Genomic DNA, 19,576 nt, shown 5'->3' with positions numbered 1-19,576 from the left:
AAGAGATATGAAAACTAAAAATTTTTTTATACTTATTTTAAATCTAATCTTTAAAACAAAAGATAAAATGTTCTCTTTTATAAATGACCCTCAACAAAGAATTTATACTGTACCAAGGCTTGAATAATTAAATCTTTTTTTCAAAACAAAACAACAATTAAAAAAAGGAAAAAAATGTTAGATAGCAAATACCAAAAATTTTTTGATGAGATTTCATTGAAAATCTCAAAAGATAAAATCTTCACAGATAAACTACACACTTTAGCATATGGAACGGATGCCTCTTTTTATAGATTGATTCCAAAGATTGTAATTAAAACTGATAACGCAAAAGAGGTTCAAGATATTATTGAATTATCTAATTCTATGAATTTAAGCATTACATTCAGAGCAGGTGGAACTTCACTTTCAGGTCAAGCAATTAGTGATTCTATTTTAGTTATAACTTCTAGAAATTTTTCAAACTTTAAAATAGCAACTGATGCAAGTTTTATCTCACTTGAACCAGCACTTACAGGTGCTCAAGTAAATGGATTATTAGCAAGATATTCTAAAAAAATTGGACCAGATCCAGCAAGTATAAATGCTGCTATGATTGGTGGAATTGCTGCAAATAATGCATCAGGAATGTGTTGTGGAATTTCTCAAAATTCTTATAAAACTTTAAAATCAATGAAATTAATCTTTGCAGATGGAACTAAACTTGATACAGCTTGTGAAGAGAGTAAAAATGAATTTAGAAAAACTCATGCAGATTTCCTAAAAGATTTAAAAAGCTTTTCAGATGATACAAAATCAAATGAAGAATTAAGAGCAAAAATTGAGAAAAAATTTAAAATCAAAAATACATGTGGTTACTCTTTAAATGCATTAATTGACTTTGATGATGAGTTTGAAATACTTCAACATTTAATAATAGGAAGTGAAGGAACTTTAGCATTTATTGAAGAAGTAACTTATTACACAGTTGAAGATTTAAAAGATAAAGCAAGTGCCTTGATTTATTTTAAAGATATGAATGAAGCCTGTCATGCAGTTACAAAACTAAAACTTGCAAGGGATTCTAAACAAATTATAGTTGATGCTGTTGAACTTATGGATAGAGCAGCTTTAAGAAGTATTGAACAAGACCCAGCAATGCCAAAATTTATAAAAGATTTTGATGATGAAGTAACTGCACTTTTAATTGAAACAAGAGCAATTAGTGATGAAAAACTAAATATCCAAATAGCACAAATAGAAGATTTATTAAAAGAATTTAGTGTAAAAAGAGAAATTTATTTTACAAAAGATGAACAAGAATACACACTATATTGGAAAATTAGAAAAGGATTATTCCCAGCTGTTGGAGCTGTAAGAATAACAGGAACAACAGTTATTATTGAAGATGTTGCTTATCCTATTGAAGTGTTAGCTCAAGCTACACTTGAACTTCAAGAATTATTCCAAAAATATGGTTATAGTGAAGCTTTAATTTTTGGGCATGCACTAGAAGGGAATTTCCACTTTGTATTTACACAAGATTTCTCTGATGCTAAAGAAGTAAAAAGATATGATAATTTGATGAATGAAGTTGTTAATTCAGTTGCAGTTAAATACCAAGGAAGCTTAAAAGCAGAACATGGAACTGGACGAAACATGGCTGCATTTATTGAAGTAGAGTGGGGACATGATGCATATATCATGATGAAAAAAATTAAATCTCTATTTGATCCAAAAGGTTTATTAAACCCAGGTGTTATAATAAATGATGATAAAGAAGCTCACTTAAAAAATCTAAAAACACTTCCAGCTACAAATGAAATTGTTGATAAATGTATTGAGTGTGGTTTCTGTGAACCAACTTGTCCATCAAATGAATTAACATTAACTCCAAGACAAAGAATTGTAATAAATAGAGAAATATCAAGACTTGAAAGTATTGGAAATCATAAAGAGGCAAAAGAGTATAAAAAACTTTATCAATATGATGGAATAGAAACATGTGCAACTTGTAGTTTATGTTCAACTGCATGTCCGGTTAAAATTGATACAGGAAGTTTAACTAAACATTTAAGAGCTGAACAACTAACTCCTGGGGCAAAATCAATTGCAAATTTTGTAGCAAATAATTTTAGTGGTACATTAAAAGGTATAAGATTTGGTCTTCATAGTGCAAACTTTATGCATAAAGTTTTAGGAACACCAAGTATGGAAACATTCACTAAAACTATGAGAGATTTAAGTAGAAATTCTTTACCAAAATGGTCTATAACAATGCCAAAAGGTACAAATATAAACTTAAACTTTGAGCAACAAGTAAAAGATAAAAAAGTAGTATATTTTCCATCATGTATTAGTAGAACAATGGGATTAAATGATGTTTCAAAAGAAGAAAAAGAACTATTTGATGTTACAGTTGAACTATTACAAAAAGCTAATTATCAAATCATTTTTCCCGAAAATTTACCAAATTTATGTTGTGGAATGCCATTTAGTTCAAAAGGATTTAATGAAGCAGCCCATACAAAATCAAGTGAGTTAGAAGAAGCACTTTTAAATGCAAGTGAATTTGGAGAGTATCCAATTTTATGTGATACAAGTCCTTGTACTAAAAAAATGATGGAAAGTTTTTCACATAAATTATCTATTTATGAACCAATAGAGTTTGCATTAACTTTTTTAACAAAAGATTTAGAATTTACTCCAATAGATGAACCAATAACTATTCACACAACTTGTAGTTCAAGAAAAATGGGGCTTGAAGATAAATTCAAAAAATTAGCACTTTTATGTTCAACAAATGTAATAATTCCAGCAGATGTAAAATGTTGTGGATTTGCAGGAGATAGAGGGTTTAATTTCCCTGAATTAAATGATTCTGCACTAAGATATTTAAAAAAGCAAACAAATGGTGCTAAAATGGCATTTTCTACAAGTAAAACTTGTGAAATAGGATTGAGCGAAAAATCTGGGCTTGATTATAACTCTATTTTTTATCTAATAAATAAAGTAACAAAAGCAAAAAATTTATAATCTTTTTTCCATAAAAACAGATATTTACCATTTTTTTGGTAAAATATCTGCTTTACGAAAGAAGGAATTATAATGTACAAACTTTTTTTATCTCTAATTATTGGTTCAAGTATTACTTATGCAGCAATGGTAAACGGTATTGCATTGACTGTAAATGACGAACCAATCACTCTTTATGACATTGATAGAACAATGGCTGTTAACAAAGTTAGTAAAAATGAGGCTGTTAGTTACTTGATTGACAAAATTTTATATGATCAAGTAGTTCAAGAAAACAATATAACTGCTGATGTTTTTGATGTAAATGATTATATTGAAAAACTTGCAAATGCAAATGGGATGGATGTTTATTCATTTAAATCAATTGTAAAACAAAAATATCCTGATTATTCTGTTTTTGAAAATGAAGCCAAAAATGCGGTAATTAGACAAAAACTTGTTCAAAAAATTGTAAAAGGTCAATTGGCAATTGCAACTGAAGAAGATATGCAATTATATTATGAAAAAAATCAAAATCAATTTATGACTGCAAAAAGTTTTGATGTAATTCAATATGCTTCAAAAAATAAAAATGCATTATTAGAAACTTTAAAAAATCCTTTAATCATCTCTTCAGAAGTTCAAAAAGCACCTTTGACTTTAGAGACTCAAAGTTTACAAGCTCAAATGCAATATTTATTAAATGAAACAAAAATAAACTCTTTCACTCCAATATTTACAGCAAATAAACAGTTTGTTTCACTATTTATTACAAGAAAAAATGGCTCAACAGCTCTTTCATTTGAAAGTGTAAAAGCTAGAATTTTCAATGATATTATGAGTACAAGAGAAAAGAAATATCTTAAAGATTATTTTGAAAAACAAAAATTAACAGCAGATATAAAAATAGTTAGATAAAGGGAAATTAGATGTCGAGTATGTTTGAAGTAATAATTGGACTAGAAGTTCATGCACAATTAAATACAAAAAGTAAACTATTTTGTTCTTGTGCAACAAGTTTTGGAGAAGAGCCAAATACAAATGTATGTCCTACTTGTTTAGGATTACCTGGAGCACTTCCTGTTTTAAATAAAGAAGCAGTTCATAAAGCTATTATGCTAGGTACTGCACTTAAATCAAAAATTAATCAAAAATCAGTATTTAATAGAAAAAACTACTTCTATCCAGATTTACCAAGTGGTTATCAAATCTCTCAATTTGAAGTTCCAGTTGTTGGACTTGGTGAATTAACTATTGATTTTCCAGATGGAAGACAAAAAACAATTGGTGTAACAAGAGCTCACTTAGAAAATGATGCAGGTAAAAATATCCATGCAGGAACTGTTTCTCATGTAGATTTAAATAGAGCTGGAACACCTCTACTTGAAATCGTAAGTGAACCTGATATGAGAAGTGCAGAAGAAGCAATCTTATATCTTAAAAAACTTCACTCAATTGTTAGATATCTTGGAATTTCTGATGCTAATATGCAAGAAGGAAGTTTTAGATGTGATGTTAATGTTTCAATTAGACCAAAAGGTGATACAAACCTATATACTAGATGTGAAATCAAAAATATGAACTCTTTTAGATTCATTGAAAAAGCAATTCATTATGAAGTAAATAGACATATTGAAGCTTGGGAAGATGGAGTTCATTCAACTGAAATCGTTCAAGAAACAAGACTTTTTGACCCAAGCACTGGTGAAACTAGAAGTATGAGAGGAAAAGAAGATGCTGCTGATTATAGATATTTTCCAGATCCAGACCTTTTACCTTTAATTATTACAGATGAAATGATAAGTGAATACTCAAATATTCCTGAGCTTCCAGATGAGAAAAAGGAAAGATTTGTAAAAGAGTATGGATTAAAAGAGTATGATGCTTCAGTTATCACAGCTTCACTTGAAATGGCTAACTTCTTTGATGAAATGATGAAAGAAGGAATTAGTGCTAAAAATGCGACTACTTGGTTAACTGTTGAATTACAAGGAAGATTAAAAGAAGGTGTTACAATTGAAGAATCTTCAATAACATCAAAAACTTTGGCAACACTTGTAAAAAGAATTGAAGACAATACAATTTCTGGAAAAGCAGCTAAAGAAGTTCTTGATTATTTAATGGAAAATGATAGTGATGTTGACTCAGTTATTGAAAAACTAGGACTAAAACAAGTAAGTGATGATGGAGCTTTATTAGCTATTATTGATGAGATTTTAAATGCAAATCAAGATAAAGTAGCTGAATATAAAGCTGGTAAAGAAAAAATGTTTGGATTCTTCGTTGGACAAGCTATGAAAGCTAGTAAAGGAAGTGCTAATCCAAATAAAATCAATGATTTATTAAAAGAAAGATTAGCTTAATGAATCAAGGGTCTATTGCAGTAATTGGTGCAGGTAAGTGGGGACAAGCTCTTCATTTTGCACTAAGCCAAAAACAAAAATGCCTAATATCTTCAAGAAGTAAAAGAGAAATAGAAAATTTTGTTGATTTAGAAACTGCAATGGATTGCGAATATTTAGTAATCGCCATTCCTGCTCAAGAGATTAGAGGTTGGTTAAAAGAGAATTTTGTTTTTAAAGGACAAAAAATTTTAGTAGCTTCAAAAGGAATAGAAGCAAAAACTGGCGAATTTTTAAATGAAATTTATTCAAATTTTGTTCCTGATAAAAACATTGGATTTATTTCAGGTCCTTCATTTGCAGCAGAAGTTATAAAAGGTTTACCTTGTGCTTTAGTAATAAACTCAAAATCAAAAAAACTTTATAAATCCTTTCAACCATTTTTCCCAAATTTTATAAAAACTTATTTTAGTGCAGATGTAATTGGAGCAGAAATAGCAGGAGCTTACAAAAATGTTTTAGCAATAGCTAGTGGAATTTGTGAAGGTTTACAACTAGGCAAAAATGCACAAGCTTCACTAATTGCTAGAGGACTTGTAGAGATGCAAAGATTTGGAAAATATTTTGGTGCAAAAAAATCTTCATTTTTAGGATTAAGTGGAGCGGGAGATTTATTTCTTACTGCAAATTCTACTATGAGTAGGAATTTTAGAGTTGGACTTGGATTATCTCAAAATAAAAAATTAGAAGATATATTAAAAGAGTTAGGAGAAGTTGCAGAAGGTGTTAAAACAGCTGATGCAATTCATAATTTATCAAAAAAATACTCTATTTATACTCCAATTGCAAACGAAGTAAAACTAATATTAGATGGTAAAAATCCAAAAGATAGTCTAAAAGATTTATTGAAAAATTAGAGTTATGAATAGAATAATAATTCTAATATCTTTTTCTTTTGTATTAGTTATCCACCTTTTACTCCTATATTTTTACAAAAATTCTCAAATTCTAAAACCATATACAAAAGAAAATTCTAGTGTACAAATTCAACTAACTAAAATATCAAAAGTTGAAAAAGAACAAGAAAAACAACAACCCCAACAAGAACAAACAATAGTTAAAAAAGAGATACCAAAAATTCCTCAAAAAGAACCATTGAAAAAAAGTGAAAATGTTAAAAATATTGAAAAACAAAAGGTTATTGAAAAACAAGAAACAATAAAAGAAGAAACAGTTACAACAAAAACTGAAGAAAAAAATATAACACAAGAAAACATCACTAAAAAAGATTCAACAATAGATGAAATTAATGAAAATGTAAATAAAGAGATTGAAGCATTAATTGATGATTATGGAAAAAAACTCAGAGATGAAATAAATAAAAATAAAAACTATCCAACTATTTCAAAAAAGTTAAAAGAACAAGGTAAAGTAATAGTGCGTTTTAGAGTGCTCAAAAATGGATTATTTGATGATATTAGTATTTTGATATCAAGTAATAAAGAAAGACTTGATAATGCAGCTTTAAATGCTTTATATGACACAAAAAAATATTTGCCCTATGACAATAGAATAAAAAAAGAGTTTATTGAATACAATTTACCTTTGGAGTTCGTACTAAATTAACTCTAAAAAATGATAAGATTTAATCTATGAAAACAATATCACTTTTAAATCTTTTATATGCACTAATACCTTTGAGTTTAGTATATATTTACTATGTTAGATTAACAAACAACAAAACAGAAATAATTTATGCAACATTTAGAATGGTTATTCAACTTTTAGGTGTTGGTTATTTACTAATTTATATATTTGAAGAAAAAAATATTGTTATAGGAAGTTTTATACTTCTATTTATGATATTGATTTCAACATTTATTAGTATCAGAAATACGTCAAATAAAACATCAACTCACTTTATAAATATTTTTCTTTCTATATTACTATCAGGAGTTTTTCATCTAATTCTAATAATTTATTTTATTCTAGATTTTGATACATTTTATGAACCAAGATATGTTATTCCAATTGCAGGGATGATATTTGCAAATTCTATGAATGTTTTGTCACTGTGCATAGAAAGATTTGAAAAAGAACTAATAAGAAATGATTCATTTGAGAAGTCAAAAGCAATAGCTTTTAAATCAGCGATGATTCCTCAAATAAACTCTTTTTTAGCAGTTGGATTAGTTACACTTCCAGGAATGATGACAGGACAAATACTATCAGGAATTGACCCATTAATTGCAGTTAGATATCAAATAATGATAATGAGTACTATACTTTCAAGTGCAGGTTTATCAATGATGATATATTTTGCACTTAAAAAGAATTAACTATTTAATTTTTTATGAGTATCGCCCCAAAGGTAAAGCTGTTTTATAATTGGTTTTAATGTTTTTCCATATTCAGTTAAAGAGTATTCAACTTTGGGAGGAACAACCGGATAAACTTCTCTATGAACTAAACCATCCATTTCTAACTCTCTTAATTTTTGTATTAACATCTTTTGAGTTGCATTTGGTAATAATTTTTGAAGTTCACTAAATCGTTTTTTTTCATCCCTTAAATACCAAATAATTAATATCTTCCACTTTCCTGCTAACACGTCAATAGCTGTTTCTACGGGACATTTAAAATCTTTATCAAAATTTTCATTTTCAATTTTTTTATTCATCTTTTCTCCAAAAGTATCTTTTTAGATAGTACCTTACTTTAAAGTCAGTTCTTGTTCTTTTGTTATATTTTAGCTAAAGTTACAGTTGAAGTAAATAAATTAAGGAGAAAATTAATGAAAGCTTTTGTAGTTGAAAAGATTGCAGATAAAGAATTTACAACAGAAATTAAAGAGTTACCTATTCCTAAATGTAAAGAAAATGAAATTGTTATAAAAGTAAGTTACTCTTCACTAAATTATAAAGATGCATTAAGTTCAGTTGGAAATCCAGGAGTTACAAGAAAGTTTCCTCACATAACAGGAATTGATGTTGCAGGAACTGTATATGAATCAACATCTACAATATTTAAAGTTGGTGAAAGAGTTTTAGTAACTGGTTATGATATGGGAATGAATACAGATGGTGGACATGCTGAATATGTAAAAGTTCCAGCTTCTTGGGTTGCTAGAATTCCTGATTCCATCACTGATAAAGAGATAATGACTTTTGGAACAGCTGGATTAACAGCAGCATTAAGTATTAATGAACTTATTTCAAATGGTGTAAAAGCTGAATCTGGAGATATTTTAGTAACTGGCGCAACAGGTGGAGTTGGTTCAATTACTGTTTCTATATTAAGTAAATTAGGTTATAACGTAACAGCACTTTCTGGGAAAAAAGAGAAAGCTGAATACTTAAAAAGAATTGGAGCAAATGAAGTTATATCAAGAGAAGAATTTCTTGATTCATCTAATAAACCATTATTAAGCGAAAAATATGCAGGTGTAATTGATACTGTTGGTGGTGAAATTTTAGCACAAGCATTAAAACAAATAAAATATGATGGAGTAGCAACTTGTTGTGGATTAACATCTTCTCATGAGCTAAATACAAATGTATTTCCATTTATTTTAAGAGGTGTTAGATTAATTGGTATTGATTCAGTTGAGTGTAAATTAGAGAAAAAACAAGCTGCTTGGGAAAAACTTGCAAGTAGATGGAAAATAAATACTTTAAGTAATATAACAAATGAAATAACATTAAACGAAATAAAAGAGGCTTATGAACATTTATTGTCAGGAAAAGCAGTAGGAAGATATGTAGTAAAAATAAAAGAGTAGATTAATTTTAATCTACTTTTATTTCGCCTGTTTCAACTTTTTGACTATATATAGTTTCTTTCCCTAATTGTAAAATTTTTGCTTGGTCAATCCATTGAAGATTTTTTGCATAACCAGGAAGAAGTAGAAAATTCTCAATCCATTCTGCATTTTTATTTGACCATCTTGCAATTTGTTCAAAGTGATAAATTCCTAAATTATTTAAATCATTTTCAACTTTTGAGTCAATACCTTTTATTTTTTTTAGATTATCTTTACCTGTCGGTTTTGGAGAACTTAAAACTAAAGGTTTATAATCTAAAGGAGAACTTCTCTTAAAAATAGGATTAATTGAGGTTCTTGTTCCACCTTCATCTTTTGTTTCTGACGAACTATCACTTTTAATAGGTTTTATATTTGGATTAGACGCTTTTGCAACAATATATCCTATAAAAAAACCTATAATTAAAGCTATAACTAAGTTTGTCACTATAAGTGGAGCAATCTCTAACATTATATTAATCTCCTAAAATATTAAATTCAACTCTTCTATTTATCTCTGACAAACCATTTTCATCATCTTTTGCAATAGGAAATTCTTCACCATATCCAATAGCAGTAATTTTGTCTTTTGAAACACCTAAAGAAACAAGAAATTCTTTTACACTATTTGCTCTATCTTGAGAAATTTGTTTATTAAGTTCATCTTTTCCTCTTGAATCCGTATGACCTGCTACTTCAACTTTTAAAGTTGGATTATCAATTAATATTTTTGAGATATCTTGAATTACCAATTTAGAATCTTCTGTTAAAGTTGTACTTCTTCTTTCAAAAGTAATCTTTCTAGTTTGTAAAAGATTATTTATTAATAATTGTACATCTTCTTTTGTTGAAACTTGATTAGAAGTCTGTTCATTTTGTACTTTAATTTCATTATTTGTTTCATTTTGTACAGTATTTGTAGTGTTTTCTGAAATTATTTCTTCTTTTTTAGGAGTATCATTTTGAACAATTGCATTTGGAAGTCTAATATCTGTTTTTAAATCTATATTTAATCTTGAAATAAGAGTTTCTAATAAGTCTTTATAATTTGAATCTTTCAACTCACCAGATAAAGTAATTTCATTATCAACTACAGTAATTTTTGAATTATCCGAGAAAAAATCTTTAAATGGTATTATTAATGGTGAAACACTTTCTAATACATTTTCATCTAAAACTCTATTATCTTCAAATTTATAATCACCTTCTCTATTTACATTTAAAAAATCAGCTACTTTTGATGCATCTTCTTGATTTGCAAACAAACCACTCATTTCAATAACACCAGATTTTTTTTCAAGTACAAAATTTGCTGGTTTATCCTCTTCTTTTTCACCGAATAAATTGAAGATTTTATCTTTAAAAGATATTAAATCATCTGTAAAAGTATCCTCTTTTATAGAAGTTGAATTTGTTTTTTTACTAAAATAATCATTGTAATCAAAACCATAAATTGAGAAAACATTCAAAAGAAGAAAACACACAAGTAAAAAAAATATTTTTCGCAGAAGAGACATCCAAACCCTTTTTATAATATAATTTGCTTTATTATATCTTTAGTATACTAACTATAAGTTAAATTGGTTTTACATTATACACAAAAGAAAAAGAAATATGTAGAAGTTTTACTTAGTAAAATAAATTAAATATAGAATTTACAGAAGAGGGTACAAAATTTAAACATACAAATCAAGATAAAATGTACGGATTTGGATTTGAAAAAGCTGTTTCAATTTTAATTGCAATTAGTCAAACAGCAAGGGATTTAATCGTAAAAAACAATACTGAATTAAGTCTTGGAGAAAATGGTTTATTACAAAGTGATGAAAATGGAGTTACAACTAGACGTAAAGTTTTTGCATCTGGTGATGTGGTAACAGGTGCACGAACAGTTGTAGAAGCAGTTGCAGTTTCAATTGAAGAGTATATAAATACTTTTCCACCTAAAATGAAGCCTTATTAGGCTCTATTTAGGATTTCTAACCAAAAATATTTATTTGCTACACCTTTTTCTACTGGCTTCCAACCATAAGTTATAGAATGTAAATATAAAACATCATCTAATAATTTAAAAGTTAATTCTTTATTTGTATATTTTCCTAAAATTTCTGAAAAAATTGCATAAACATGATTTTCATCTTCATCAATTTTGTAATTAAAATTATCTAAATTTTCTAATTGTTTATCTAAAAAATCTTTGATTCTATCTTTTGACATAATTATCCTTTTTGTAATGAAAGCGCGTATTGTATAGTTTTAATACTTGTATCTATATAATTTATATACTATTGATTACAATCAATGAATGACAAAATCTAAACACCTATAATTTCTGAAAAATTTTAAAGGATTATAAATATGAGTATGTTTTGTTATCAATGTGAAATGAGTCAAAAAGGTGGTTGTGGAAGTACAGGAGCAACAGTTGGAACTTGTGGAAAAGATGAAAATCTTTCAAGGCTTCAAGATATTATGATTTTTGGTTTAAAAGGTCTTAGTGCATATAGAGAACATCTAAACACTTTTAAACCAGAACTTACAAAAGAGATAGATGATGTTATGAGTGAAACTTTATACTTTACTCTTACAAATGTAAATTTCAATTTTAATGACCATATAAATCAACTAATGAAAGTTGGAAGTGCTGGAGTTAAAGTTATGAATTTATTAGGTGAAGCACATACAAATAGATTTGGTATTCCAACACCTGTTAGAGTTCCTCAAAATAAAGTTGAAGGAAAAGCTATTTTAGTTTCTGGACATGATTTAGAGTTTTTTGAAAAACTATTAATTGCAACTAAAGATAAAGGTATAAATGTATATACACATTCTGAAATGTTACCAGCTCACGGTTATCCAGAACTAAGAAAGTTCAAACACCTAAAAGGAAATGTAGGAAAAGCATGGTTTGACCAAGCAAAACTAATGGAGAAATTTACAGGAACATTTGTAGTAAATACAAATTGTATTGTTCCTCCTAAAAAGAATTGTTCTTATATTGATAGAGTATTTACACATAAAATTGTTGGAATTGAAGGTTCAACTCCTATTGAAAATTATGATTTTACTGGGTTAATCGAAAGAACTTTAGCTTGTCCTGATGCGAATGGAATTGATTTAAATGAAGAAACAACACTTGTAACAGGTCACAACTATAAAACTGTTCTAACACTAGCTCCTCAAATTTTAAAAGCGATAGAAGAGAGAAAAATCAAACAATTTTTTGTAGTTGCAGGTTGTGATGCGCCAGGGAAACCAGGAGAATATTATAGAGAATTAACTCAAAACTTACCAAAAGATACTGTGATTTTAACTTCATCTTGTGGGAAATTTAGATTTAACGATATTGATTTTGGAGAGATTGAAGGAACTGGAATTCCAAGATATTTAGACTTAGGACAATGTAATGACTCTTATGGTGCAGTAGAAATTGCTAAAGCTTTAAGTGATGCACTTAAAACTCCAATCAATGATTTACCAGTATCAATCGTTTTATCATGGATGGAACAAAAAGCTGTAATTATTTTACTTGCACTATTCTCTTTAGGTGTAAAAAATATCTATCTTGGACCAAAACCTCCACAATTTGTAAATGAAGATATTTTTAACTTTTTAGCTGAAAATTTCAACCTTACACTTACAACAAATGTAAAAGATGATTTGAAAAAACTTCTTATTGCATAAAAATAAAGAGAATTTATTCTCTTTATTTCTTCCAGTTTTTATATGGATTTTTCATCAAATTTGAGTTGTAATATCTTTCATCCGATGTAACTTCTTCTTTTATCCAAGAAGGAAGTTTGATAGTTTCATTTTCATCTAAAAGCTCAACTTCTGCAACAACTAAACCATCATTGTCACCATAAAAAATATCAAGTTCAAAAGTATGATTTTCATAATCTATCAAATATCTTGTTTTATCAATAACTGGCTTTTGACAAAGTTTATCAAGCATCTCATTTGCTTCATCTACTGGTATTTCATATTCAAACTCCAATCTAGTTGCTCCAATATTTGAACCTTTTATAGTTAAATATGCTTTATCATTTTTTACTCGCACTCGAACAACTGCATCTTTATTTGTTGATAAATAACCTTGTTTTATTCTATTTCCATTTTCTAAAGTTCCAAGTTTTTCAAAATCTACAAGGTATTTTCTTTCTATTTCTAAGGCCATATATCCTCTTTTTTGTTTTTGTAATTTTATCGAAAAAATTTATTTGAAACTATTTTTTTGTGATAGAATTAAAAAAAGGAGTTACAATGAAAACAATAGTAAGTTTATTGGTGTTTTTAAGTGCTGTTTTTGCTTCAGATGTTCCTGAAGAATTTGATAAACTTCTTTACGAAAAAGGTGAAAAAGTTTTTGAAAAAAAATGTATGGAATGCCATGAAAAATATATGGATATTCCACTTTTAATGAAAAATTTTATAGAAGAAAATAATAAACTGTTAAATCTAAAAGCTCCAACTGGAAATGAAATCTCTTTTAGATTAAAACAACAAATCGGTCATAGAGATGATATAGAGTTCCAACTCCATCAAACAGAAGAGTTTATGAAAGATTATCTATTTAATCCAGATAGAGCAAAAACTATCTGTTTAGAAGGTGTAATAAGACACTTTAAAACTATGCCAAGCCTTAAAGGAAAAGTTAGTGAAGAAGAAATCTATCAAGTAAATCACTACTTATACTTTTTAGAAGGATTCAATGGAATTAATAGCTTCTTCCACAAAGAAGAATTAGAATTCAAATAAGGAAAATATATGAAAAAATTTGTTTTATCTATGGTTACTTTAGTTTCACTTGCTTTTGCAGATGGAAATATTACTTATAAAATTGATGGAAAAGATTATGAAGGCTACTATGTAAGTGCATCAAAAAATGCACCATTAGTTTATATGGTTCATGATTGGGATGGAATTACTGATTATGAAATAAAAAGAGCTTCTATGTTAAAAGATTTAGGTTATTCAGTTTTTGCAGTTGATTTATATGGAAAAGGTATTCGTCCAACTGAACTTGCAGATAAAAAAGCAATGACAAAATCTTTATATGATAATAGAGAAGAGATGAGAAAAAGACTAAATGCTGGATTTGAAGAGGCGAAAAAACTAGGTCTTAATACAACGAATTCATTAGGAATGGGTTATTGTTTTGGTGGAAGTTCTATTTTAGAGATGGCAAGAAGTGGAGCTGATTTAAAAGCATTTGTTCCTTTTCATGGAAATTTAGCAACACCAGTAGGAGAAGACTATAAAAATACTAAAGGAAAAATTGTAGTTTTCCATGGAAGTGCAGATATGGTTGTGCCTTTTAGTGAATTTGCTGATTTAGCAGTAGAACTAGAAAAAACTGGACTTAACCATGAAATGATAACTTATAGTGGAGCACCTCATGCCTTTACAGTATTTGGAGCAAAAAGTTATAGGGAAGATGCAGATAAAAAATCTTGGAAAAGATTTACAGAAGTTTTAGAAGAAACTTTAAAATAAAAGCAAGTTTTACTTGCTTTTATAGTTTGATAATTCTATTAAATTCTTATCTGGATCTCTTACATAAATAGATTTTATTTCGCCATTAGCTCCTGTTCTACTTACAATTCCTTCTTCAATTTCTATACCTAAACTCTCTATATGATTTTTTGCTTCACGTAAAGGTGTTTCTATTATGAAACACAAATCAGCACTACCAGCTTTAACATTAAATGCTTTTGGCTCAAATTCGCTTCCTAATAGATGTAGATTAATTTTCTGATTGCCAAATTTTAAAGCAACTCTTGTACCTTTGAAAATCTCTTTTTCCATACCCAAAACATTTGTATAAAACTCTACTGTTTTATCTATATTTTTTACAGTTAAAACTAAGTGGTCTAATCTATTTATTTTTATCATAATATTTCCTATTATAAGTGTTCCAATTCATCTAAAGTTTTTGGCCAATGATTTGTAAATAGGTGTTCTTCTAATGTTTCTCTTATATCATCAGGAATTTTTACAGATGTTTTTGTAACAAAATTAAAGTGTATTAATATACATTTTCCTGTTGTACAAAGTTTTCCATCTTGATAAACTGCATGGCTTAATTCAATAGATGAATTACCAAGTTTTGTAACTCCAGTTTTTACTATAACTTCCTTACCCCAAAATACTTCTTTTAGGAAATCAAAAGAGCTGTGAGCCATGATAAGATTCCACTCTTTGATATTTGCTTTTGGCATAAAGATACGAAATATCTCATCTCGTGCAGCTTCAAACCACACACCGTAAGTATTGTTATTAATATGCCCAAGTGCATCTGTTTCTAAAAATCTTGGTTTTATTATTTCTGTGAACATTTTATTTTCTCCAATTTAAAAGGAGGATAGTTTAACAAATTTGGTTTAGTTAGAGTTTAAGATTTATTCAGAATAAGCATATTTTTACTATTTTTATGTAAGAATACTTAAAATAAATTGAGAGAGGTGGAAACACGGGATTCCATGTGCCTTGAACTTTTAGCATTTTGCGGGGCGTAACCAGTTCAGGAAAGATGCGGGGAGCTTCCCTCCCGCCTCTTAGTTTGTTGTAATTTTTCTTCTTCTAGAGTATCTTTTTTGCTTTTTCATTTTTAAAAAACTTCACTTCAATTTTCTTAAGTTTAGGAATATATAAACTTTTAACATGAGTAGACTTATTATTTACAATTAGTACATAAAAGTAATACTTATCTTCAATTTTAGATAAACACTCCCAAGAATTATCTTCCACATCATAATTTATATAAATTGTATTATCAACAATTATTTGAAAATTATTATTATAAATAAATTCTTTATCTAAAGGTGAATGTTTAATCTTAATTTTTTCAGCTGTAACCTTAGTAATATAAATATCATTTTCAAATGTATTCCTAAAATAATGTGTAATTCTATTTGTTATATGTCCTAATAAAATTCTATTTTTAGAGCCCATAAGTTTTCCTCATATACTCTAAAAATCATCAAAATCAATAGAACCCTTAGAATAATTCACAACATTCCCTTCGAAGAAATTCGTTCTTTGGTCATTGAAAGATGCATAACCATCAACCCATGGAATAGGATGTTTTACATTGTATTCTGGTTTATATCCAACAGCTTCAAGTCTTCTATCTGCTAAATATTGAATATATTGTTTGATTATTCCATCTGTAAATCCAAGAATTTGACCTTGAGTGATATACGCTCCCCAAGATGCTTCAAGCTCTACCGCTTTTCTGAACATTGCTCTTACAGTTTCTTCTAACTCTTGTGTGAATAAGTCAGGTCTTTCTTTTCTAACACTATTTATCATATTTTGGAAAAGTAAAAGGTGAGTTACTTCATCTCTTTGGATAAATCTAATCATTTGTGAAGACCCAAGCATTTTTCCTGATTTTCCAAGGGCATAAATAGCTGCAAATCCTGCATAAAAATATAAACCTTCTAAAATCTGATTTGCAAAAAGTGCTAAAACAATCTTTTCATCAGTGATTTCACCTGAAAGATTTTTATAAACATCTGCAATATACTTGTTTTTTTCTCTCAATTTTGCATCATTTTTCCACATATCATAAATCAAATCTGTATTATCTGAAATAGACTCAACCATAACCGCATAAGATTTACTATGATTCGCTTCTTCATAAGATTGTCTTGCTAAACAAGCATTTATTTCAGGTGCAGTTATATATGGATTTATATTATCCATCAAATTATTTGTTTGTAATGAATCCATAAAAATAAGCTGACTTAAAACTAAATCATACATTCTTTTTTCAGCTGGTGTTAAAAACTTATAATCCTTTGCATCACCTGTCATCTGAACTTCTCTTGGAAACCAAGTATTTGCTTCCATTGTATCCCAAAGATTCAATGCCCATTGATATTTCATTTTTGTGAAATTGATCATTCCATCACTATTTCCACCAAAAACTCTTCTATCATTTAAGCTCTCTTTAGAATCAGGGTTATAATTAGTTTTTCTTTCCATTAGTAGTCCTCTATATTTTCAATATTTTATTCAAATCTATTTTATGAAATGAGGTTATCTTATTGACAACCTGCACACTCCATACTTCTATCTTCTACATCATTTTTTGCTTCTGGACTTTGGCTTCTTAAATAATATGTTGATTTAAGTCCAAGCTTCCAGGCTAATGTATAGATTTCATGTAAATATTTCCCACTTGCTTTATCTAAACTCATAAAAATATTTGTTGATTGCCCTTGGTCTATCCATTTTTGTCTAATTGCAGCTGCTTTAATAACTTGTAATTGATCAATTTCAAATGCAGGTGTATAATATGCCCAAGTTTCAGGTGATAATTTTGGTACAACAACAGGGATTAATCCTGATAAATTCTCTTCAAACCATTTTCTTTTGTAAACTGGCTCAATTGCTTGTGTAGTTCCAACTAAAATCGAAATAGATGAAGTAGGAGCAACAGCCATTAAGTAACCATTTCTCATACCATCTTTTTTAACTTTTTCTCTTAATACATCCCAATCATAAGAAGTATCAAATAAGTCTTTATCTACAAGTGCATTTACAGCTTGTGGTGCATGGTCATGAGGCATAATTCCTAAAGACCATTTTGAACCTTCAAATGTTGGATAAATACCTTTTTCAATTGCTAAATCTGAACTTGATTTAATTGCGTTATATGAAATTGATTCCATAACTTGGTCAATTTTTTTGAAGTGTTCATTTGAACCCCAAGCTAGTTTATATTCAGCCAACATTTCAGCTTCACCCATAACACCAAGACCAATACTTCTTGATTTTAGGTTTGTTACTTTTACTTTTTTAAGTGGATAGAAGTTTAAATCTATTACATTATCAAGCATTCTAATAGCAATTGGAACTACTCTTTCGATGTCCTCTTTTGTATTTATTCTTGAAAGATTTACAGAAGCTAGGTTACAAACAGCTGTATCTCCATCAATTTTTTCTTTCTCAACTATAAATACTCTTTTTCCATTAATACTATCAAGTGCAGAAACTTTGTTTGCTTTTTTAGTAATTCCACCATCAACTAATACTAAATCTTCTTCATCATAAGTTGATACTGATCCATCTACAAACTCAAGTCTAATTTTGTAGTAATTTGGATTTGTATTTTGGAAAATCTCTGTACAAAGATTTGAGCTTCTGATGTGTCCCACGTGTGAATTTGGATTTGCTCTATTTGCATTGTCTTTGAAACATAAAAATGGACTTCCAACTTCAAAATATGAAGTTAAGATTTTTTTCCATAAATCTTTAGCTTTCATTCTATCTTTTGTGATAGATTCATCATTTTCATAAGCAATATATTTTGCTTTGAACTCATCACCATAACATTCACTTAAATCTTTAACTTCATAAGGATCAAACAAAGTCCAATGAGAATCTTCTAAAACTCTTTCCATGAATAAATCTGTAATCCAAAGTGCAGGAAATAAATCGTGAGCACGTCTTCTTTCTTCACCAGAGTTTTTCTTTAAATCAACAAAATCTACAATATCCATATGCCATGGTTCCATATAAACAGCAATTGCACCTTTTCTTGTACCTAATTGGTCAACAGCAATTGCAATATCATTTGTGATTTTTAAGAATGGTACAGTTCCACCAGCAGCACTTTTGTGGTCATCAATAACTCCACCTAAAGCTCTGATTTGGTTCCAATCCCAACCAATTCCTCCACCATATTTAGATAAAAGTGCCATCTCTTTGTATCCATCAAAAATACCTTCTATGTTATCAGGACTTGACCCAATATAACAAGATGATAATTGATGTCTATTTGTTCTAGCATTTGATAATGTTGGAGTTGCAAGCATTACTTCAAATTTAGAAATAACATCATAAAATTGTTTTGCACATTGTTGTTTATTTTTTTCATCTTGAGCTAAGAACATTGCAATTGCCATAAACATTTGTTGAGGAAGTTCTATTGGCTCTGCATTTCTATTTTTGATTAAATATCTATCGTATAAAGTTTTAATACCTAGGTAGTTAAATAAAAAGTCTCTTTCAGGTTTAATATATGCATTTAAGTCTTCTAAATCATAACCTTCACCCAAACTTGGAATTAATCTTCCAGCTTCTTTACCATATCTTAGATAATCTCTTAAATGGCAATATGGCTCACCTTTAATACCATGAGTTACTTTTCCAACCCTATGGTATAAATCAAATACAAATAATCTAGCAGCTACAAATGTCCAGTTTGGAACATCTATATCTATTTTTTCAACTGCTGTTTTTATTAAAGCATCTTGAATATCTGAACTACTCATACCATCAATAAATTTGATTTGAGCATCAAGCTCTAACTCACTTTGACTAACACCATCTAAATCAGCTGTTGCCTCTACAGTCATTTTTTGAATTTTAGTAATATCTAAAACTTCTTTACGACCATTTCTTTTTTGAATCATAATTCCCATAA

21 protein-coding genes are annotated in these 19,576 nt (G+C 28.4%); 11 read left to right on the top strand and 10 right to left on the bottom strand.

Annotated elements, in window-relative coordinates:
- The first annotated feature begins 174 nt into the window (after positions 1–174).
- From ADFLV_RS00540 to ADFLV_RS00515, 6 genes are all read left to right on the top strand, one after another.
- Positions 175–3,015, top strand: a complete 2,841-nt coding sequence (locus ADFLV_RS00540; protein ID WP_129011462.1) for an FAD-binding and (Fe-S)-binding domain-containing protein — start codon at positions 175–177, stop codon at positions 3,013–3,015.
- A gap of 72 nt (positions 3,016–3,087) precedes the next feature.
- Positions 3,088–3,912 (top strand): peptidylprolyl isomerase, encoded by an 825-nt coding sequence (locus tag ADFLV_RS00535; protein ID WP_129011461.1) that lies wholly within the window; start codon positions 3,088–3,090, stop codon positions 3,910–3,912.
- A 20-nt stretch (positions 3,913–3,932) separates the two neighbouring features.
- Positions 3,933–5,357 (top strand): Asp-tRNA(Asn)/Glu-tRNA(Gln) amidotransferase subunit GatB, encoded by a 1,425-nt coding sequence (gene gatB / locus ADFLV_RS00530; RefSeq protein WP_041654972.1) that lies wholly within the window; start codon positions 3,933–3,935, stop codon positions 5,355–5,357.
- Positions 5,357–6,253 carry an NAD(P)H-dependent glycerol-3-phosphate dehydrogenase gene (locus tag ADFLV_RS00525; RefSeq protein WP_014472813.1) on the top strand — a complete coding sequence of 299 codons (897 nt, stop codon included), beginning with the start codon at positions 5,357–5,359 and terminating at the stop codon, positions 6,251–6,253. The genes gatB and ADFLV_RS00525 overlap by 1 nt, the downstream gene beginning before the upstream one ends.
- A 4-nt stretch (positions 6,254–6,257) precedes the next feature.
- Entirely contained in the window at positions 6,258–6,962 is a 705-nt protein-coding gene (locus ADFLV_RS00520; RefSeq protein WP_129011460.1) for an energy transducer TonB, read from the top strand.
- Positions 6,963–6,988: 26 nt separating this feature from the next.
- The gene (locus ADFLV_RS00515) at positions 6,989–7,675 is read left to right on the top strand and encodes an ABC transporter permease (RefSeq protein ID WP_129011459.1); all 687 of its coding nucleotides are present in this window, start codon (positions 6,989–6,991) and stop codon (positions 7,673–7,675) included.
- On the opposite strand, the gene ADFLV_RS00510 is transcribed toward ADFLV_RS00515, so the two are convergent.
- Positions 7,672–8,016: a winged helix-turn-helix transcriptional regulator gene (locus ADFLV_RS00510; protein ID WP_014472810.1), complete on the bottom strand. Its 345-nt coding sequence runs from the start codon at positions 8,014–8,016 to the stop codon at positions 7,672–7,674. The two genes, ADFLV_RS00515 and ADFLV_RS00510, sit on opposite strands and share 4 nt — an antisense overlap.
- A gap of 114 nt (positions 8,017–8,130) precedes the next feature.
- On the opposite strand from ADFLV_RS00510, the gene ADFLV_RS00505 reads away from it, so the two are divergent.
- Positions 8,131–9,117: a YhdH/YhfP family quinone oxidoreductase gene (locus tag ADFLV_RS00505; RefSeq protein WP_129011458.1), complete on the top strand. Its 987-nt coding sequence runs from the start codon at positions 8,131–8,133 to the stop codon at positions 9,115–9,117.
- A 7-nt stretch (positions 9,118–9,124) separates the two neighbouring features.
- On the opposite strand, the gene ADFLV_RS00500 is transcribed toward ADFLV_RS00505, so the two are convergent.
- Positions 9,125–9,610 (bottom strand): hypothetical protein, encoded by a 486-nt coding sequence (locus ADFLV_RS00500; RefSeq protein ID WP_129011457.1) that lies wholly within the window; start codon positions 9,608–9,610, stop codon positions 9,125–9,127.
- A gap of 4 nt (positions 9,611–9,614) precedes the next feature.
- Positions 9,615–10,655 carry an OmpA family protein gene (locus ADFLV_RS00495; RefSeq protein WP_129011456.1) on the bottom strand — a complete coding sequence of 347 codons (1,041 nt, stop codon included), beginning with the start codon at positions 10,653–10,655 and terminating at the stop codon, positions 9,615–9,617.
- A 182-nt stretch (positions 10,656–10,837) separates the two neighbouring features.
- Here ADFLV_RS00495 and ADFLV_RS00490 point away from each other — a divergent pair, with 182 nt between their 5' ends.
- The gene (locus ADFLV_RS00490; protein ID WP_129011455.1) at positions 10,838–11,101 is read left to right on the top strand and encodes a hypothetical protein; all 264 of its coding nucleotides are present in this window, start codon (positions 10,838–10,840) and stop codon (positions 11,099–11,101) included.
- Here ADFLV_RS00490 and ADFLV_RS00485 read toward each other — a convergent pair.
- Positions 11,098–11,355 carry a hypothetical protein gene (locus ADFLV_RS00485; RefSeq protein WP_129011454.1) on the bottom strand — a complete coding sequence of 86 codons (258 nt, stop codon included), beginning with the start codon at positions 11,353–11,355 and terminating at the stop codon, positions 11,098–11,100. The two genes, ADFLV_RS00490 and ADFLV_RS00485, sit on opposite strands and share 4 nt — an antisense overlap.
- A 141-nt stretch (positions 11,356–11,496) precedes the next feature.
- On the opposite strand from ADFLV_RS00485, the gene hcp reads away from it, so the two are divergent.
- On the top strand, positions 11,497–12,822 hold the full coding sequence (hcp, locus tag ADFLV_RS00480; protein ID WP_129011453.1) for a hydroxylamine reductase: 1,326 nt from the start codon (positions 11,497–11,499) through the stop codon (positions 12,820–12,822).
- Positions 12,823–12,844: 22 nt separating this feature from the next.
- On the opposite strand, the gene ADFLV_RS00475 is transcribed toward hcp, so the two are convergent.
- Entirely contained in the window at positions 12,845–13,315 is a 471-nt protein-coding gene (locus tag ADFLV_RS00475) for a CYTH domain-containing protein (RefSeq protein ID WP_129011452.1), read from the bottom strand.
- A gap of 86 nt (positions 13,316–13,401) precedes the next feature.
- Here ADFLV_RS00475 and ADFLV_RS00470 point away from each other — a divergent pair, with 86 nt between their 5' ends.
- Together ADFLV_RS00470 and ADFLV_RS00465 are read left to right on the top strand one after the other, a co-directional pair.
- On the top strand, positions 13,402–13,896 hold the full coding sequence (locus tag ADFLV_RS00470) for a hypothetical protein (protein ID WP_129011451.1): 495 nt from the start codon (positions 13,402–13,404) through the stop codon (positions 13,894–13,896).
- Between the two features lie 9 nt (positions 13,897–13,905).
- The gene (locus tag ADFLV_RS00465) at positions 13,906–14,634 is read left to right on the top strand and encodes a dienelactone hydrolase family protein (RefSeq protein ID WP_129011450.1); all 729 of its coding nucleotides are present in this window, start codon (positions 13,906–13,908) and stop codon (positions 14,632–14,634) included.
- Positions 14,635–14,643: 9 nt separating this feature from the next.
- Here the strand turns inward: ADFLV_RS00465 and ADFLV_RS00460 are convergent, their stop codons facing one another.
- The 5 genes from ADFLV_RS00460 to ADFLV_RS00440 form a co-directional block, all read right to left on the bottom strand.
- The gene (locus ADFLV_RS00460) at positions 14,644–15,033 is read right to left on the bottom strand and encodes a VOC family protein (RefSeq protein ID WP_129011449.1); all 390 of its coding nucleotides are present in this window, start codon (positions 15,031–15,033) and stop codon (positions 14,644–14,646) included.
- 11 nt (positions 15,034–15,044) lie between these two features.
- Positions 15,045–15,476, bottom strand: a complete 432-nt coding sequence (locus ADFLV_RS00455; protein WP_129011448.1) for an acyl-CoA thioesterase — start codon at positions 15,474–15,476, stop codon at positions 15,045–15,047.
- Positions 15,477–15,720: 244 nt separating this feature from the next.
- Positions 15,721–16,092 (bottom strand): hypothetical protein, encoded by a 372-nt coding sequence (locus tag ADFLV_RS00450; protein ID WP_129011447.1) that lies wholly within the window; start codon positions 16,090–16,092, stop codon positions 15,721–15,723.
- 18 nt (positions 16,093–16,110) lie between these two features.
- Positions 16,111–17,130 carry a ribonucleotide-diphosphate reductase subunit beta gene (locus ADFLV_RS00445; RefSeq protein ID WP_014472796.1) on the bottom strand — a complete coding sequence of 340 codons (1,020 nt, stop codon included), beginning with the start codon at positions 17,128–17,130 and terminating at the stop codon, positions 16,111–16,113.
- 59 nt (positions 17,131–17,189) lie between these two features.
- Positions 17,190–19,574: a ribonucleoside-diphosphate reductase subunit alpha gene (locus ADFLV_RS00440; protein WP_129011446.1), complete on the bottom strand. Its 2,385-nt coding sequence runs from the start codon at positions 19,572–19,574 to the stop codon at positions 17,190–17,192.
- Between the last annotated feature and the right edge of the window lie 2 nt (positions 19,575–19,576).

It is taken from the genome of Arcobacter defluvii (assembly GCF_013201725.1).
Taxonomy (GTDB): Bacteria; Campylobacterota; Campylobacteria; order Campylobacterales; family Arcobacteraceae; genus Aliarcobacter; species Aliarcobacter defluvii.
Note: the sequence above shows the minus strand (reverse complement) of the source record. Positions and strands in the feature narration are given on the sequence as shown.

Bases quoted from the DNA above. Each gene is read 5' to 3' on its own strand.
- ADFLV_RS00510 (WP_014472810.1), bottom strand. From the start codon at position 8,016: ATGAATAAAAAAATTGAAAATGAAAATTTTGATAAAGATTTTAAATGT.
- ADFLV_RS00500 (WP_129011457.1), bottom strand. From the start codon at position 9,610: ATGTTAGAGATTGCTCCACTTATAGTGACAAACTTAGTTATAGCTTTA.
- ADFLV_RS00440 (WP_129011446.1), bottom strand. From the start codon at position 19,574: ATGGGAATTATGATTCAAAAAAGAAATGGTCGTAAAGAAGTTTTAGAT.
- ADFLV_RS00535 (WP_129011461.1), top strand. From the start codon at position 3,088: ATGTACAAACTTTTTTTATCTCTAATTATTGGTTCAAGTATTACTTAT.
- ADFLV_RS00495 (WP_129011456.1), bottom strand. From the start codon at position 10,655: ATGTCTCTTCTGCGAAAAATATTTTTTTTACTTGTGTGTTTTCTTCTT.
- ADFLV_RS00525 (WP_014472813.1), top strand. From the start codon at position 5,357: ATGAATCAAGGGTCTATTGCAGTAATTGGTGCAGGTAAGTGGGGACAA.
- ADFLV_RS00490 (WP_129011455.1), top strand. From the start codon at position 10,838: ATGTACGGATTTGGATTTGAAAAAGCTGTTTCAATTTTAATTGCAATT.
- ADFLV_RS00475 (WP_129011452.1), bottom strand. From the start codon at position 13,315: ATGGCCTTAGAAATAGAAAGAAAATACCTTGTAGATTTTGAAAAACTT.
- ADFLV_RS00540 (WP_129011462.1), top strand. From the start codon at position 175: ATGTTAGATAGCAAATACCAAAAATTTTTTGATGAGATTTCATTGAAA.
- ADFLV_RS00445 (WP_014472796.1), bottom strand. From the start codon at position 17,130: ATGGAAAGAAAAACTAATTATAACCCTGATTCTAAAGAGAGCTTAAAT.
- ADFLV_RS00455 (WP_129011448.1), bottom strand. From the start codon at position 15,476: ATGTTCACAGAAATAATAAAACCAAGATTTTTAGAAACAGATGCACTT.
- ADFLV_RS00485 (WP_129011454.1), bottom strand. From the start codon at position 11,355: ATGTCAAAAGATAGAATCAAAGATTTTTTAGATAAACAATTAGAAAAT.
- hcp (WP_129011453.1), top strand. From the start codon at position 11,497: ATGAGTATGTTTTGTTATCAATGTGAAATGAGTCAAAAAGGTGGTTGT.
- ADFLV_RS00450 (WP_129011447.1), bottom strand. From the start codon at position 16,092: ATGGGCTCTAAAAATAGAATTTTATTAGGACATATAACAAATAGAATT.
- ADFLV_RS00520 (WP_129011460.1), top strand. From the start codon at position 6,258: ATGAATAGAATAATAATTCTAATATCTTTTTCTTTTGTATTAGTTATC.
- ADFLV_RS00515 (WP_129011459.1), top strand. From the start codon at position 6,989: ATGAAAACAATATCACTTTTAAATCTTTTATATGCACTAATACCTTTG.
- ADFLV_RS00465 (WP_129011450.1), top strand. From the start codon at position 13,906: ATGAAAAAATTTGTTTTATCTATGGTTACTTTAGTTTCACTTGCTTTT.
- gatB (WP_041654972.1), top strand. From the start codon at position 3,933: ATGTTTGAAGTAATAATTGGACTAGAAGTTCATGCACAATTAAATACA.
- ADFLV_RS00460 (WP_129011449.1), bottom strand. From the start codon at position 15,033: ATGATAAAAATAAATAGATTAGACCACTTAGTTTTAACTGTAAAAAAT.
- ADFLV_RS00470 (WP_129011451.1), top strand. From the start codon at position 13,402: ATGAAAACAATAGTAAGTTTATTGGTGTTTTTAAGTGCTGTTTTTGCT.
- ADFLV_RS00505 (WP_129011458.1), top strand. From the start codon at position 8,131: ATGAAAGCTTTTGTAGTTGAAAAGATTGCAGATAAAGAATTTACAACA.